This is a genomic window from Klebsiella sp. PL-2018 (genome assembly GCF_019048985.1).
Lineage (GTDB): Bacteria > Pseudomonadota > Gammaproteobacteria > Enterobacterales > Enterobacteriaceae > Klebsiella > Klebsiella michiganensis.
On the sequence record NZ_CP077673.1, the window covers coordinates 33,401 to 48,779 of the forward strand.

Genomic DNA, 15,379 nt, shown 5'->3' on the forward strand with positions numbered 1-15,379 from the left:
TGCTTTTGCTGTTTTTTTGGCGGGTAAATAAAGAAAACCCATAAAATAAAACACAGTTTTAATATTCATTAATTGTGACGTGATAAATAGAAACACCATTTCATTTTCCTGATAATGCCGGTTAATAATTACCCAGGAGAAAAGAATGAATAACAAAATACCTTTGGCATTAACCCTTTGCAGTACGATGATCGCGCTACCGCTGCAGGCCAACGATGGTCATCAGTGGCGGGCAATCGCCTTTGGGCAATCTACCGACAGCAATTTTTCCTCGAATGTTCTGCCGGAAAAAATTGGCGTCAACGATGTCACCATCGCCGGAAAAAAACTGACGCCGCAGGACGTCGCCGACCTCAGCCAGCCCATTACCATCGAGAGCCGGGGAGGTAAAATAGCCAATTCTCACGACGGACTGACCTTCTTTTACACCCGGCTACCGACCAGCCAGAATTTTATCCTGCAGGCTACGGTGACCGTCAATCAGTTTGGCCCGGAAAATGGCGCGCGTCCTGCGGCACAGGAAGGTGCGGGACTGCTGGTCCGCGATGTAATAGGAGTTCCGCGTCAACAGCCGCTGAAGGTCGGCTACGAAGAGTTTCCGGCGGCATCCAATATGGTGATGAACGCCATTATGACGCAGGATAAAAAAGATGGCTCACATATCAAATTGCAGGCTATCAGCCGGGAAGGGATAACCCAACCGTGGGGCAATGCGGGCGCATCAATAAAGCGTCAGAGCTATAAAGAGAAAATCGATATCCAGCAAACGCCGACGTTCCAGCTCAGACTGGAACGCACCAACGACGGGTTTATTACCTCATGGGCAGCAACGGGCAGTAATGAATGGGTAAGCCAGCAGGTTCCTCACGCCGATCTGGTTGCCCGGCAGGATAAAGAACATTACTACGTCGGCTTCTTCGCCTCACGTAATGCAAAAATCACCGTCAGCAACGCCTCGCTCACCACCTCAGCGGCACATACGGTTCCCTCCGCGCCGTATGTCGCTAAAGGCTGGCCGCCGGTTATGCAAATTGCTTCGGGAACAGTAAGCCAGAGCAAAGCTTACATCCTACAGGCGCGCACCAACAGCGATGGGCGCATCACCGTTCGTCAGGATGAAGTGGTGATCGGGCAGGATAAAACCGTGAAGGCCGGGGAAATGTTTACCCAGCCTGCCGTACTGAAAGATAAAAGCACGTTCGAAATCCGCTTCACTCCGGCTACCGGCGCGGAAACGCTGACCCAGACGCTGACGGTTGAACAGAGTCCCCAAGTGACAGGCAATACGCTCTACGCCGCGCCAGAGGGACAATCTCAGGCAAAAGGGACGGCGGACTCGCCGCTGGATTTCGTCTCCGCTATCAAACTCGTCCCGCCCGGCGGGCAAATTGTATTAGCCGCCGGAGATTACCCGCAAACGGCCATTCCTGTCAGCGCCAGCGGCCTGAAGGACAAAATCAAAACGCTAAAAGCCGACGGAAAAGCGGTTATTCACGGGCTGCTGCTGGATGCCAGCTACTGGCATATCGATGGGATTGAGATCACGGACAAGAGCCTGCGCGTACAGGGCAGCCATAACCTGATCGAGAACGTCACCGCGTATCGTAACGATGATACCGGCATTCAAATTTCCTCTCCGGCGGATGTTGGACGCCCGCTGTGGGCCAGCTTTAACCGGGTAGTGAATTCTGAATCCTTTAGTAACGAGGATCCGGGCAAAATTAACGCCGACGGCTTCGCGGTGAAAATGCGCGTAGGAGAGGGTAACCGGCTGGAGGGCTGTTACTCGCACGATAATATCGACGACGGTTTCGACCTGTTTAATAAAATTGAGGACGGTGCAAACGGCGTTGTGGTGATCGAGAACTCTATTGCCCGCAATAATACCAGTAACGGGTTTAAGCTCGGTGGGGAAGGGCAGCCGGTCGCCCACGAGGTACGTAACAGCATCGCCATCGATAACCATCTGGACGGTTTTACCGACAACTTTAACCCCGGCAAGCTGGTGGTGGTTAACAACGTCGCGGTAGATAACCAGCGCTTTAACTACCTGTTCCGCCCGAGTCCGTACGGTGCGCCGGAAACGCAGGGCACCTTCAGCGAGAACCTTTCCCTGCGCAGCCAGCCTGGGAAATATGACGATGCCGTTGTCGGGAATATTGACGATAGCAACTATTTTATCCACGGCGGCAGAAGCATCAACGCCCAGGGAAAACGCATTAACAGCGCCGATTATCAGACGCTGGCGCTGCCGGACCCGCTGACGCGTGAGGCCGACGGCAGCTTCAACACCGGTAACTTCCTCAGCCGCGACTAACCCGCTATGCGTGAAAAACATAAAGGTCGCCCTGGGGCGACCTTTTCACTTTCTGTCTGCTTCACACCGCATGTGTTGTCGTTTTAGTTAGCGGTACAGCGCAAAAACAGTCTGGAAAGTTGACTTCTTAGTGGTTGAACGTACCGAAGGTTACGTTCATAGCACTGAAGAAAGCGACGATTTTATTAAGCAGTTTCATGATCTCTTCCTGGATAGCGATTACGTTTTTGATGAATTTTTTTGTGACTCACATCACAAAAACAAGTCTACGCTTCATCTTTTAAACGATCAACAAAAATGAGATATGCATCACAAAATTTTTAAACCCGCTTTTTAGTTTTGTTTTTTCTGAAACGAAGCCATAAAAAAAAGCCAGCCTGGAAACCAGACTGGCTTTTAGCGTTCAAGCCGGTGTTACATCGCTTTTTTGGTCAACTCGATAACGCGCAGTTTAGCGATCGCTTTGGCCAGTTCCGCAGACGCCTGAGCGTAGTCCACGTCACCATGAGAGCTCTTAATGTGCTCTTCAGCCTTACGTTTCGCTTCCAGGGCTCGCGCTTCGTCGAGATCCTGGCCACGAATTGCCGTATCAGCCAGAACGGTCGTGCTACCCGGCTGCACTTCAAGAATGCCGCCTGACAGGTAGATAAATTCTTCGTGACCGTGCTGCTTAACGATGCGAATCATACCAGGCTTAATGGCGGTGAGCAGCGGCGCGTGCCCCGGGTAAATACCCAGTTCACCTTCGCTACCCGTTACCTGGATTTTCTCGACCAGACCAGAGAACATTTGTTTCTCTGCGCTGACGACGTCCAGGTGGTAAGTCATTGCCATATCACCCTCCGATTAAGGCGTTAAAGTTTTTTGGCTTTTTCCACGGCTTCGTCGATAGAACCGACCATGTAGAACGCCTGCTCCGGCAGGTGATCGTATTCGCCTTCCATGATGCCTTTAAAGCCACGGATGGTGTCTTTCAGGGAGACGTATTTGCCCGGAGAACCGGTAAATACTTCTGCCACGAAGAACGGCTGGGACAGGAAGCGCTGAATCTTACGCGCGCGAGCTACCACCAGTTTATCTTCTTCAGACAGTTCATCCATACCCAGGATGGCGATGATGTCTTTCAGTTCCTGATAACGCTGCAGGATGGACTGAACGCCACGAGCGGTGTCGTAGTGCTCCTGACCAACAACCAGCGGATCCAGCTGACGGCTGGTGGAGTCCAGCGGGTCAACTGCCGGATAGATACCCAGAGAAGCGATCTGACGGCTCAGTACCACGGTTGCGTCAAGGTGCGCAAAGGTGGTTGCTGGAGACGGGTCAGTCAAGTCATCCGCGGGTACGTATACCGCCTGTACGGAAGTGATAGAGCCGGTTTTGGTGGAGGTGATACGTTCCTGCAGAACGCCCATCTCTTCCGCCAGAGTCGGCTGGTAACCTACCGCTGAAGGCATACGGCCCAGCAGTGCGGATACTTCAGTACCGGCCAGGGTGTAACGATAGATGTTATCGACGAACAGCAGAACGTCACGACCTTCGTCACGGAACTTCTCAGCCATGGTCAGGCCGGTCAGCGCAACGCGCAGACGGTTTCCCGGCGGCTCGTTCATCTGGCCATACACCAGGGATACTTTATCGATAACGTTGGAGTCGGTCATTTCGTGGTAGAAGTCGTTACCCTCACGAGTACGTTCACCTACGCCCGCAAACACGGAGTAACCGGAGTGCTCGATCGCGATGTTACGGATCAGCTCCATCATGTTTACGGTTTTACCTACACCCGCACCACCGAACAGACCAACTTTACCGCCCTTCGCAAACGGACACATCAGGTCGATAACTTTGATGCCGGTTTCCAGCAGTTCCTGAGAGTTTGACAACTCTTCGTAGGAAGGTGCTGCGCGGTGGATAGCCCAACGCTCTTCTTCACCGATGTCGCCTTTCATGTCTACCGGTTGGCCCAGTACGTTCATGATACGACCCAGCGTTGCTTTACCTACCGGGACTTCGATCGGATGCTCGAGGTCTTTTACTTCCAGACCGCGACGCAGACCGTCGGAAGAACCCATGGCGATGGTACGAACAATACCGCCGCCGAGCTGCTGCTGAACTTCCAGCACCAGATTCTCACTACCATTTTGTACCTCAAGAGCCTCGTACACGCGCGGTACGGCATCCTGAGGGAATTCGACGTCGACCACGGCGCCGATTACCTGGACAATTTTTCCAGTAGCCATCTTGAATCCTCTACGAATTAACCTGGTTATACCGCGGATGCTCCACCGACGATCTCGGTGAGTTCCTGAGTAATGCTGGCCTGACGAGCTTTGTTGTATACCAACTGCAGCTCTTTAATCAGGCTGCCGCCATTGTCGGTCGCGGCTTTCATCGCCACCATACGTGCGGCCTGCTCGCTGGCCAGGTTTTCTACCACGCCCTGATAAACCTGAGATTCCACATAACGGCGCAGCAGGGTATCCAGCAGCGCTTTCGGATCGGGTTCATACAGGTAATCCCAGGATTTACGCTTCAACTCACCATCTTCTGAAGCCGGTAACGGCAGCAGCTGAGTGATGGTTGGAACCTGAGACATGGTGTTAATAAATTTGTTGCTGACAATATACAGCTTGTCCAGACGGCCTTCATCGTAGGCCTGCAACATCACTTTTACCGGACCAATCAGTTCGGACAGGGATGGGTTATCCCCCATACCCGTCACCTGGGCGACAACATTACCGCTAACGGAATTAAAGAACGACACGCCCTTGGAGCCGATCATTGCGAGTTCGCACTGAACGCCTTTATCGGACCATGCTTTCATTTCCGCCAGCAGCTTTTTGAACAGGTTAATGTTCAAGCCACCGCACAGACCACGGTCGGTAGACACCACCAGGTAGCCCACGCGTTTAACGTCGCGTTCTTCCAGGTAAGGGTGCTTATATTCCAGATTACCGTTCGCAAGGTGACCGATCACTTTGCGCATCGTATCTGCATAAGGACGGCTGGCCGCCATACGCTCCTGCGATTTACGCATTTTGGAAGCGGCGACCATTTCCATCGCTTTAGTGATCTTTTGCGTGTTCTGGACGCTTGCGATCTTACTACGTATCTCTTTTGCGCCGGCCATGAGCTTCTCCTCAATGCCTTGCGGCCTGCCCTAGAGCAAGCCGCCAGACTTTACCAGGATTGGGTTGCTTTGAAGGAATCGAGGATGCCTTTCAGCTTGCCTTCGATTTCGTCGTTATAGCCACCGGACTGGTTGATCTCTTGCATCAACGGAGCGTGATCACGGTCGACGTAAGCCAGCAGAGCGGCTTCAAAGCTACCGATTTTCGACAGCTCGACATCCGCCAGATAACCACGTTCTGCCGCGAACAGAACCAGAGACTGCTGCGCAACGGACATCGGCGCATACTGTTTCTGTTTCAGCAGTTCGGTCACTTTCTGACCGTGGTCCAGCTGCTTACGGGTTGCATCATCAAGGTCAGAGGCAAACTGGGAGAACGCCGCCAGTTCGCGATACTGTGCCAGAGCGGTACGAATACCACCGGACAGTTTCTTCATGATCTTGGTCTGAGCTGCACCACCAACACGGGATACGGAGATACCCGGGTTAACCGCAGGACGAATACCGGAGTTAAACAGGTTGGTTTCCAGGAAGATCTGACCATCGGTAATGGAAATTACGTTGGTCGGAACGAACGCAGAAACGTCACCCGCCTGGGTTTCGATAATCGGCAGCGCAGTCAGAGAACCGGTTTTACCCTTCACTTCACCTTTGGTGAAAGCTTCAACGTATTCGACGTTAACACGTGCAGCACGCTCCAGCAGACGAGAGTGGAGGTAGAATACGTCGCCCGGGAATGCTTCACGTCCAGGCGGACGGCGGAGCAGCAGGGAGATCTGACGATAAGCAACGGCCTGTTTAGACAGGTCATCATAAATGATCAGCGCATCTTCACCGCGGTCGCGGAAGTATTCACCCATTGCACAACCGGCATACGGCGCCAGGTATTGCAGTGCGGCAGATTCAGATGCGGTTGCAACCACAACGATGGTGTTAGCCAGCGCGCCGTGTTCTTCCAGTTTACGTACCACGTTAGAAATCGTGGACGCTTTCTGGCCGATAGCTACGTAGACGCACTTGATGCCGGAATCACGTTGGTTGATGATGGCGTCGATAGCCAGCGCGGTTTTACCGGTCTGACGGTCGCCGATGATCAGTTCACGCTGTCCACGACCGATTGGGATCATGGCATCAACGGATTTATAACCGGTCTGCACCGGCTGATCGACGGACTGACGTTCGATTACGCCCGGCGCGATAGCTTCAACGGCGGAGAAGCCGTCGTGCTCCAGCGGACCTTTACCATCAATCGGTGCACCCAGGGTGTTAACCACACGTCCCAGCAGGCCGCGGCCAACCGGAACTTCAAGGATACGGCCAGTACATTTAACCTTCATACCTTCGGCGAGGTCAGCGTACGGACCCATCACAACTGCACCTACGGAGTCGCGCTCCAGGTTCAGTGCGATAGCGTAACGGTTACCCGGCAGAGCGATCATCTCACCCTGCATACAATCGGCCAGGCCGTGAATGCGGATAACACCGTCACTTACAGAAACGATAGTACCTTCGTTATGAGCCTCGCTCACAACATTGAACTGAGCAATGCGCTGCTTGATCAGTTCGCTGATTTCGGTGGAATTCAGTTGCATGCTCCAGTCCCCTTAAGACTGCAAGACGTCTGCAAGGCGTTCAAGACGGCCGCGTACGCTACCATCAATGACCATATCACCCGAACGGATGATTACGCCTGCCATTACAGACTTATCGATTTTGCAATTCAGCTTAACTTTGCGTGACAGACGTTTTTCCATCGCGGCGGTAATTTTCGCAAGCTGTTCGTCACTCATTTGAGCGGCAGAAATAACTTCTACCTCTGCGGTTGCCTCACTGGCAGCGCGCAGGTGAATGAACTGCTCGAGAACATCAGGGAGCGCTTTCAGACGACCATTTTCAGCCATCACCCGGATCAGGTTTTGACCATTTTCGTCCAGTTGCTCACCACAAACCGCGATAAACACATCAGAGAGCGTTTCCGGCGCCAGTGCGCCAGAGAGTAGCTCTGCCATTTCTTCGTTTTTAGTCACTTCAGCAACAAACGCCAGCATATCCTGCCAGCGTTCAACGCTGTTGTGTTCGACGGCAAAGTCAAAAGCTGCTTTGGCGTAGGGGCGAGCTACCGTTACAAATTCAGACATCAGCCCCTCCCTCCTTACAGTTCAGCGACAAGTTTATCCACGATGTCGCTGTTAGCAGCTTCATCCACGGAACGTTCGATGATCTTCTCGGCGCCAGCAACAGCCAGGATAGCAACCTGCTTACGCAGCTCCTCACGGGCACGTTTACGTTCGGCATCGATTTCAGCCTGCGCCTGTGCGACGATTTTGGTGCGTTCCTGTTCTGCTTCCGCTTTTGCTTCATCCAGGATCTGAGAGCGACGCTTGTTCGCCTGCTCGATGATTACCTGGGCTTCCGCTTTCGCTTTTTTCAGCTGGTCGGTCGCGTTGGCCTGTGCAAGGTCCAAATCTTTCTTAGCGCGTTCTGCAGAAGCTAAACCGTCAGAAATTTCTTTCTGGCGCTTTTCGATGGCAGCCATTAAAGGCGGCCATACATACTTCATGCAGAACCATACGAAGATAACAAACGCGATGGCCTGGCCGAGGATTGTTGCGTTCATGTTCACAGCACAATACCTCTTAAAAAATAACTCTGTGGCTTAGGTTTCTTTCGAACAACTTACTACGCGACGGCGAACATCACGTACAGACCCAGACCTACAGCGATCATCGGGATAGCATCCACCAGACCCATAACGATAAAGAACTGAGTACGCAGCAGAGGAATCAGATCCGGTTGACGCGCTGCGCCTTCCAGGAATTTACCCCCGAGGATGCCGATACCGATCGCAGCACCGATTGCCGCCAGACCCATCATCACAGCGGCAGCCATGTACAGCAGATCCATATTCAGGTTTTCCATGACAGTCTCCAGTTTGTTTCAGTTAAAACGTAGTATGTTGGTAAAAATCAATGCTCTTCAGATGCCATCGACAGATAGACGATCGTCAGAACCATGAAGATGAAGGCTTGCAGCGTAATAATCAGGATGTGGAAAATGGCCCATGGCACATTCAGAATCCACTGTGACCACCACGGCAACAGGCCAGCAATCAGAATGAAAATCAGCTCACCGGCATACATGTTGCCGAACAGTCGCAGACCCAGTGATACAGGTTTTGACAGCAGGCTTACCCCTTCAAGGATTAAGTTGACAGGAATGAACGCCCAGTGATTGAACGGCTGCAGGGTCAGTTCTTTAACGAACCCGCCCACGCCTTTCATTTTGATGCTGTAGAAAAGAATCAGGATAAATACGCCAAGCGCCATCGACAGGGTGATGTTAACGTCAGCTGACGGCACCACGCGCAGAGCAGGCAGACCGAGAACGTGTTCGCCGATCCAAGGGATAAAGTCGATAGGCAGCAGATCCATCAGGTTCATCAGGAATACCCAGACGAACACGGTGAGGGCCAGCGGAGCAATGACCTTGCTCTTGCCGTGATACATATCTTTGACGCTGCCATGGACGAAGCCGATGATCATCTCAATGAAGGTCTGGAATTTACCAGGTACGCCGGTTGTCGCCTTTTTAGCCACGCTGCGGAACATAAACAGGAATAACAGACCGAGCACCACTGAGAAAAACATGGAGTCAATGTTGAGCGTCCAGAAGGTGGCCGGGGGGTTGTGCGGATCCACCAGCGAGAATGTACGCAGGTCCAGCTGAAGGTTGTTCAGATGGTGGCCTATGTAATCCTGCGGCGTCATATTTTCTGAAGCCATGATGCCTTTTACCCTTTGTTGTTAATTACAGCTGGCGCCAGAACTTGTACCACCAGCACCAAAACCCACGTCACTATCAGCGGCAAAAATACCACTTTCAAAACCGCCAGCGCCACCGCCAGAAAGGCGAAGGTCAGCAACACCTTGAAGGCTTCACCAATGGCGAAGGACCAGGCCACTCGGCCTTTAGCTGGTGTATGCGCCTGATGACGCCAGGCAAAAATCATAAATATCATGTTTGGCAAAAGAACCGCCAAACCTCCACTCACCGCGGAGATGCCCCAGAAAGGGTCTTTGAGGCTGAACAGCAGTCCACTTGCTATTACTGCCAGTAACTGAATAAACAGAAGCTTACGAGCAACGTTTCGACTCAAGAGCGACACTGACATCACGTTTTTACTCCTGCTCCCTTCGAGGTATGTCGCGTGTCGTATAAAACGTCCTTTAAGACGAAGAGTCAAGCATCAAAAAGCGGACAAATTATACGGTGACGCCTCGTGATTTCAAACAATAAGTAGCAAAATAGTGAATAAATGTTTAATTATTTTCCGACAGACAACTTTTCATGCATTTCACCGATCTGTGAGCCGTCATGCAAAACTGCAAATACCGCGAAAAATCGGCAATTAAAGCGTGCATCAGATCACATAATAAACATTTTTCGCGAAATCGAATTAATTCTGTACATAAAACTCAATTTTTTATCCGTTTGATATTCAACATAAAAACTAGGTATTCTTTCTAAAACAATCCCATATACAATAAAAACCTTTTATTGACATTCATAATAAAAATTTAACATCAGTATGAAGTGCAAGCAGCGAGATTTTTAGCGTACTGATATTTTCAATGTTGACTATTCTGTTGGTAAAGCAACAGGGCAAAGTTAACGGAAAGAAAATCCCTGGTAACCCCAGGGTTAAAGACAGTCCGATAATACCCTGCCGTGACTTTTATTTTTGTAACATCCACGGACCGTGTTTTTTTCACATTTTTTGATAAAAATTAAATCATTTTTGGCTGAATCACCACAAGGTGACGCTCCCCTTCCAGCTGAGGCACATGCAGTTCGACAACTTCCTTAATGACGACCCCTTCCGGCAGATTTGCCATTTCATCTTCCTGCGCTAAGCCCTTGAGCGCATAAAAGTGACCGTTCTCTGCAGGTAAATGATGGCACCAGCTCACCATGTCATTCAGCGACGCAAATGCGCGGCTAATCACGCCGTCAAACGGCGGCTCTGCCGGGAACTCTTCCACCCGGCTTTGTACCGGGGTGACGTTATCCAGTTTGAGCTCATGCTGGACTTGCCGAAGGAAACGTACTCGCTTGCCCAGACTGTCCAGCAGGGTGAAGTGGGATTCAGGACGCACGATAGCCAGCGGGATCCCCGGCAGCCCAGGCCCCGTACCGACATCGATAAAACGCGTTCCTTTAAGGTATGGCGCAACAACAATGCTGTCGAGGATGTGGCGTACCAGCATCTCGTCAGGATCGCGAACCGAGGTCAGGTTATAGGCCTTATTCCACTTATCCAGCATGCCAACGTAGGCGACAAGCTGGTTTTTCTGGTGATCGGTAAGTGAAATACCTGCTTCATCAAGCAGACGAGAAAGTTTGTTGAGCACGATCGTTACCTGTTTAAAAACAATGAGCCCGGAGGCGATACGCTTACCGGGCTGAGAAATTGACCTGACGGATATCTGATGCGCTATTCGCCCATGTATCGTTCAGTGGAATATCAGGCGCTACGGCGCAGCATTCCCTGCTTTTTTAACCACACCAGCAAAATCGAGATTGCCGCAGGCGTAATGCCGGAAATACGCGATGCCTGCCCTATCGAAGACGGCTTATGGTCGTTCAACTTGGCAATGACCTCGTTCGACAGCCCATTCACCTGGCGATAATCAAGCGTAGCAGGCAGCAACGTGTTCTCGTTGCGCTGTTGTTTCTCGATTTCATCCTGCTGGCGCGCGATGTAGCCTTCGTATTTTACCTGAATTTCGACCTGTTCAGCCGCTTGCTTGTCTTCAAGACCCGGCGAGAACGGCGTCATCTGCACCAGCTGTTCGTAGGTCATTTCCGGACGACGGAGCAAATCTTCACCGTTAGCTTCACGGGACAAAGGCGCCGTCAGTCGAGCATTCACTTCCGCAGCGCTTTCCGCCAGCGGATTAACCCAGCTGGTTTTCAGACGCTGACGTTCACGTTCAATGCTCTCAAGCTTCTCGTTGAAACGCGCCCAGCGTTCGTCATCCACCAGACCCAGTTCACGACCTTGTTCGGTCAGGCGCAGATCGGCGTTGTCTTCACGCAGCATCAGGCGGTATTCCGCACGAGAGGTAAACATGCGGTACGGTTCTTTGGTACCGAGAGTACACAGATCGTCTACCAGGACGCCAAGGTAAGCCTGAGAGCGGCCAGGCGCCCACCCCTCTTTCTCGGCGGAGAAACGAGCGGCGTTCAGGCCTGCCAGCAGGCCCTGAGCGGCGGCTTCTTCATAACCGGTGGTGCCGTTAATCTGGCCGGCAAAGAACAGGCCATGAATAAATTTACTTTCCAGCGTCGGTTTCAGGTCGCGCGGGTCAAAGAAATCGTACTCAATAGCGTAGCCAGGACGAACGATTTTTGCATTTTCCATCCCCTGCATTGAGCGGACGATTTGCATCTGGACATCGAACGGCAGGCTGGTGGAGATGCCATTTGGATAAATTTCGTTGGACGTCAGGCCTTCCGGCTCGAGGAAAATTTGATGCTGGTTACGATCGGCAAAGCGCATGACCTTGTCTTCGATCGAAGGACAGTAGCGGGGACCGATCCCTTCAATCACGCCGGCATACATCGGGCTGCGATCGAGGTTATTACGGATCACGTCATGCGTTTTCTCGTTGGTATGCGTGACGTAGCACGGCACCTGACGCGGATGCTGCGAAGCATCTCCCATAAACGAGAAGACCGGCATCGGATTATCGCCGTGCTGCTGTGCCAGAACGCTGAAATCAATCGTCCTCGCATCGATACGCGGCGGGGTACCGGTTTTCAGGCGGCTGACGCGCAGCGGCAGTTCACGCAAGCGGCGGGACAGCGGGATCGACGGAGGATCGCCTGCACGACCGCCGCTGTAGTTATCCAGACCGATATGGATCTTACCGTCGAGAAAGGTTCCGACGGTCAGTACCACCGCTTTGGCGCGGAATTTAAGCCCCATCTGGGTGACGGCGCCAACAACACGATCGTTTTCGACAATCAGATCTTCCACCGCCTGCTGGAAGATCATTAAATTAGGCTGGTTTTCCAGCGCGGTACGTACGGCCTGCCGGTACAGCACACGGTCTGCCTGAGCGCGAGTTGCCCGTACGGCCGGGCCTTTGCTGGCGTTTAGTATCCTAAACTGAATGCCGGCGTGGTCAATTGCCTTCGCCATCAGGCCGCCAAGCGCATCCACTTCTTTTACCAGGTGTCCTTTCCCAATGCCGCCAATCGCCGGGTTGCAGCTCATCTGCCCCAGAGTGTCGATATTGTGTGTCAAAAGCAGAGTCTGTTGACCCATTCGCGCTGCGGCCATCGCGGCCTCAGTGCCTGCATGACCCCCGCCAATGATGATGACGTCAAAAGGATCCTGATAAAACATGGTGGTATGCCTCGCATAAAGCGGTTTGAAAATAGAGTGAAGCCCGGGCCGTGGATTCTACTCAACTTTAGCCTTTCGAGAAAGCGCCGGGATCCTGAGTATTAAAAAGAAGAACTTTTATTTAGAGATCTGTTTTATTGTGATCTCTTATTAGGATCGGCTTGTCTTGTGGATAAGTCAGATCCGCGATTTAAGATCAAACGCTTAAGAAGGATCGCTTTCTGTGAATGATCGGTGATCCTGGTCCGTATAAGCTGGGATCAAAATGAAGGGTTATACACAGCACAAAAATCAGTCAAGGGTTATACTTTGGATAACTACCGGTTGATCCAAGCTTTTAAGCATAGTTATCCACAGAAGAAAGTATGATCTTTACAATTCTCAGAGCAAGTTTTTCCAGGATCCCAGCCAAATCTCGGCCGGATCTTCCGGAATTTCATGTTCGAGAACGTTAATTTTTAGCGTTTCACCGATCTGTTTTGCCCCGCAGGCGTTGAGCGCCGTCTCGAGCTTATCAATTGCTCCGCAGAAGGTATCGTATTCACGGCTACCGATGCCGACTGCGCCAAAACGGACCGCAGAGAGGTCGACCTGCTTCTCCTGAAGCGCTTCATAGAAAGGCAGAAGATTATCGGGAATGTCCCCGGCGCCATGCGTCGAAGAGATAACCAGCCAGATCCCTTCCGCCTGCAGATCGTCGATCAGCGGGCCGTGCTGAATAGTCGTGCTGTGTCCAGCCTCTTCCAGCTTTTCCGCCAGATGTTCTGATACATATTCTGCGCTACCCAGCGTACTGCCGCTGATAAGAGTTATCTCTGCCATGATCGCCCGCTCCACTATTCAGAGTGGCGTATTGTACGCTGTGAGCGAGCTGGGATCTACCTGTGGAAAAATGTGGGATTAAAAAGCCCGATCACGGGCGGATGGTACGCATAATCGGGTTTTGCAGGACGATCAGCGTTTCAGTGGACTGAATTTCATCAATTGTTTGGATCTTGTTGATAAGTACATGCTGGAGCGCATCAATCGATCGGCACATCACCTTTATAAAGATGCTGTAGTGTCCGGTGGTGTAATAGGCTTCAGTAACCTCATCCAGGCTGTTTAGCCTGGCCAGCGCGGAGGGGTAGTCTTTCGCGCTCTTCAGAATGATGCCGATAAAACATCCTACATCGTAACCCAGCTGCTTGGGGCTGACGTCGATGCGTGCGCCGGTAATAATTCCGGCCTGCTTCATTTTCTCTACCCGCACGTGAATGGTCCCCGGGCTGACGCCAAACTGTTTTGCCAGTTCAGCATAGGCGGTGCGCGCGTTGGCCATTAAGGCCTCAAGAATGCCGCGGTCCAGATTGTCGATCTGATAATTTTCCATAGGTTTTTCTTATGAAGTTTGACGAATATTTCTATTTTAGCCTCAAATTTTAATGAATCAAAATCGATGCAGGCTTTTTGTTGTTGGATTATTGAATTTCAGCGCTGTTTTGTTGCTTAATCAATGGCAACAGGACGCAGGAGTTATAAAAAATGAAAACCGCATACATCGCAAAACAACGCCAGATTAGTTTCGTTAAGTCACACTTTTCCCGCCAGCTTGAAGAGAAGCTCGGCCTGATCGAAGTCCAGGCGCCGATCTTAAGCCGCGTGGGCGATGGGACCCAGGATAACCTCTCTGGTTGCGAAAAAGCGGTTCAGGTTAAAGTGAAAACACTGCCAGACGCCCAGTTCGAAGTGGTTCATTCACTGGCGAAGTGGAAGCGTCAAACCCTGGGACAACACGACTTCAGCGCGGGCGAAGGGCTGTACACGCACATGAAGGCCCTTCGTCCCGATGAAGACCGATTAACTCCCATCCATTCCGTTTACGTTGACCAGTGGGACTGGGAGCGCGTAATGGGCGACGGAGAGCGCCACAGCGGCACGCTGAAAGCAACCGTTGAAGCGATCTATGCCGGGATCAAAGCGACCGAAGACGCCGTCAGTAAAGAATTTGGCCTTACGCCTTTCTTGCCGGAGACGATCCAGTTTGTTCACAGCGAGGAGCTTTTAAGCCGCTATCCGGATCTTGATGCCAAGGGCCGCGAGCGGGCGATCGCGAAAGAGCTGGGCGCGGTATTCCTGATCGGTATCGGCGGCAAGCTTTCCGATGGCCAGCGTCACGACGTTCGCGCGCCGGATTACGATGACTGGAGCACGCCTGCCGCTGAAGGCTATGCCGGTCTGAACGGTGATATTCTGGTGTGGAACCCGGTGCTTGAAGATGCATTCGAGCTCTCTTCAATGGGGATCCGCGTCGATGCCGAAGCGCTGAAGCGTCAGCTCGCGATGACCGGCGACGAAGATCGCCTGCAGCTGGAATGGCACCAGGCGCTGCTGCGCGGAGAGATGCCGCAGACGATTGGCGGCGGCATTGGCCAGTCTCGCCTGACGATGCTGCTGCTGCAGCTTGAGCATATCGGCCAGGTGCAGTGCGGCGTGTGGCCAACCCAGGTTCGTCAGAGCGTTGCTGCGCTTCTTTAATCAG

At 52.1% G+C, this 15,379-nt stretch carries 15 protein-coding genes; 2 read left to right on the plus strand and 13 right to left on the minus strand.

The genetic code is table 11. From position 1 onward, the window contains the following. Positions 1–145 precede the first annotated feature (145 nt). Entirely contained in the window at positions 146–2,317 is a 2,172-nt protein-coding gene (locus tag MKleb_RS00155) for a right-handed parallel beta-helix repeat-containing protein (RefSeq protein WP_025107542.1), read from the plus strand. A gap of 414 nt (positions 2,318–2,731) precedes the next feature. Here the strand turns inward: MKleb_RS00155 and MKleb_RS00160 are convergent, their stop codons facing one another. From MKleb_RS00160 to asnC, 13 genes are all read right to left on the minus strand, one after another. Continuing rightward, the gene (locus MKleb_RS00160) at positions 2,732–3,151 is read right to left on the minus strand and encodes a F0F1 ATP synthase subunit epsilon (RefSeq protein WP_004107274.1); all 420 of its coding nucleotides are present in this window, start codon (positions 3,149–3,151) and stop codon (positions 2,732–2,734) included. Positions 3,152–3,171: 20 nt separating this feature from the next. Next, on the minus strand, positions 3,172–4,554 hold the full coding sequence (gene atpD, locus MKleb_RS00165; protein ID WP_004107276.1) for a F0F1 ATP synthase subunit beta: 1,383 nt from the start codon (positions 4,552–4,554) through the stop codon (positions 3,172–3,174). Positions 4,555–4,580: 26 nt separating this feature from the next. Further along, a complete protein-coding gene (atpG, locus tag MKleb_RS00170; RefSeq protein ID WP_004107278.1) occupies positions 4,581–5,444 on the minus strand; it encodes a F0F1 ATP synthase subunit gamma in 864 nt (287 codons plus the stop codon). Between the two features lie 50 nt (positions 5,445–5,494). Beyond that, a complete protein-coding gene (atpA, locus tag MKleb_RS00175; RefSeq protein ID WP_004127029.1) occupies positions 5,495–7,036 on the minus strand; it encodes a F0F1 ATP synthase subunit alpha in 1,542 nt (513 codons plus the stop codon). Between the two features lie 12 nt (positions 7,037–7,048). Beyond that, positions 7,049–7,582, minus strand: coding sequence for a F0F1 ATP synthase subunit delta (gene atpH, locus MKleb_RS00180; protein ID WP_004855764.1), 534 nt, complete (start codon positions 7,580–7,582; stop codon positions 7,049–7,051). A 14-nt stretch (positions 7,583–7,596) separates the two neighbouring features. After that, positions 7,597–8,067, minus strand: coding sequence for a F0F1 ATP synthase subunit B (gene atpF, locus MKleb_RS00185; RefSeq protein ID WP_004107293.1), 471 nt, complete (start codon positions 8,065–8,067; stop codon positions 7,597–7,599). 56 nt (positions 8,068–8,123) lie between these two features. Beyond that, positions 8,124–8,363: a F0F1 ATP synthase subunit C gene (atpE, locus tag MKleb_RS00190; protein WP_000429386.1), complete on the minus strand. Its 240-nt coding sequence runs from the start codon at positions 8,361–8,363 to the stop codon at positions 8,124–8,126. 47 nt (positions 8,364–8,410) lie between these two features. After that, on the minus strand, positions 8,411–9,226 hold the full coding sequence (atpB, locus tag MKleb_RS00195) for a F0F1 ATP synthase subunit A (protein WP_004127037.1): 816 nt from the start codon (positions 9,224–9,226) through the stop codon (positions 8,411–8,413). An 8-nt stretch (positions 9,227–9,234) separates the two neighbouring features. Then, the gene (gene atpI / locus MKleb_RS00200) at positions 9,235–9,615 is read right to left on the minus strand and encodes a F0F1 ATP synthase subunit I (RefSeq protein WP_004127040.1); all 381 of its coding nucleotides are present in this window, start codon (positions 9,613–9,615) and stop codon (positions 9,235–9,237) included. A 616-nt stretch (positions 9,616–10,231) separates the two neighbouring features. Continuing rightward, positions 10,232–10,855: a 16S rRNA (guanine(527)-N(7))-methyltransferase RsmG gene (rsmG, locus tag MKleb_RS00205; RefSeq protein WP_004855770.1), complete on the minus strand. Its 624-nt coding sequence runs from the start codon at positions 10,853–10,855 to the stop codon at positions 10,232–10,234. A gap of 113 nt (positions 10,856–10,968) precedes the next feature. Then, the gene (mnmG, locus tag MKleb_RS00210) at positions 10,969–12,858 is read right to left on the minus strand and encodes a tRNA uridine-5-carboxymethylaminomethyl(34) synthesis enzyme MnmG (protein ID WP_004855773.1); all 1,890 of its coding nucleotides are present in this window, start codon (positions 12,856–12,858) and stop codon (positions 10,969–10,971) included. A 381-nt stretch (positions 12,859–13,239) separates the two neighbouring features. Further along, positions 13,240–13,680 carry an FMN-binding protein MioC gene (gene mioC, locus MKleb_RS00215; RefSeq protein ID WP_009653317.1) on the minus strand — a complete coding sequence of 147 codons (441 nt, stop codon included), beginning with the start codon at positions 13,678–13,680 and terminating at the stop codon, positions 13,240–13,242. 91 nt (positions 13,681–13,771) lie between these two features. After that, positions 13,772–14,230 carry a transcriptional regulator AsnC gene (gene asnC, locus MKleb_RS00220; protein WP_004107306.1) on the minus strand — a complete coding sequence of 153 codons (459 nt, stop codon included), beginning with the start codon at positions 14,228–14,230 and terminating at the stop codon, positions 13,772–13,774. Between the two features lie 152 nt (positions 14,231–14,382). Between asnC and asnA the strand changes: the two genes are divergently transcribed. Then, entirely contained in the window at positions 14,383–15,375 is a 993-nt protein-coding gene (gene asnA / locus MKleb_RS00225; protein ID WP_025107541.1) for an aspartate--ammonia ligase, read from the plus strand. Positions 15,376–15,379 lie beyond the last annotated feature (4 nt).

Bases quoted from the DNA above. Each gene is read 5' to 3' on its own strand.
- atpH (WP_004855764.1), bottom strand. From the start codon at position 7,582: ATGTCTGAATTTGTAACGGTAGCTCGCCCCTACGCCAAAGCAGCTTTT.
- mnmG (WP_004855773.1), bottom strand. From the start codon at position 12,858: ATGTTTTATCAGGATCCTTTTGACGTCATCATCATTGGCGGGGGTCAT.
- atpA (WP_004127029.1), bottom strand. From the start codon at position 7,036: ATGCAACTGAATTCCACCGAAATCAGCGAACTGATCAAGCAGCGCATT.
- atpB (WP_004127037.1), bottom strand. From the start codon at position 9,226: ATGGCTTCAGAAAATATGACGCCGCAGGATTACATAGGCCACCATCTG.
- mioC (WP_009653317.1), bottom strand. From the start codon at position 13,680: ATGGCAGAGATAACTCTTATCAGCGGCAGTACGCTGGGTAGCGCAGAA.
- asnC (WP_004107306.1), bottom strand. From the start codon at position 14,230: ATGGAAAATTATCAGATCGACAATCTGGACCGCGGCATTCTTGAGGCC.
- atpD (WP_004107276.1), bottom strand. From the start codon at position 4,554: ATGGCTACTGGAAAAATTGTCCAGGTAATCGGCGCCGTGGTCGACGTC.
- atpI (WP_004127040.1), bottom strand. From the start codon at position 9,615: ATGTCAGTGTCGCTCTTGAGTCGAAACGTTGCTCGTAAGCTTCTGTTT.
- atpE (WP_000429386.1), bottom strand. From the start codon at position 8,363: ATGGAAAACCTGAATATGGATCTGCTGTACATGGCTGCCGCTGTGATG.
- asnA (WP_025107541.1), top strand. From the start codon at position 14,383: ATGAAAACCGCATACATCGCAAAACAACGCCAGATTAGTTTCGTTAAG.
- MKleb_RS00155 (WP_025107542.1), top strand. From the start codon at position 146: ATGAATAACAAAATACCTTTGGCATTAACCCTTTGCAGTACGATGATC.
- MKleb_RS00160 (WP_004107274.1), bottom strand. From the start codon at position 3,151: ATGGCAATGACTTACCACCTGGACGTCGTCAGCGCAGAGAAACAAATG.
- atpG (WP_004107278.1), bottom strand. From the start codon at position 5,444: ATGGCCGGCGCAAAAGAGATACGTAGTAAGATCGCAAGCGTCCAGAAC.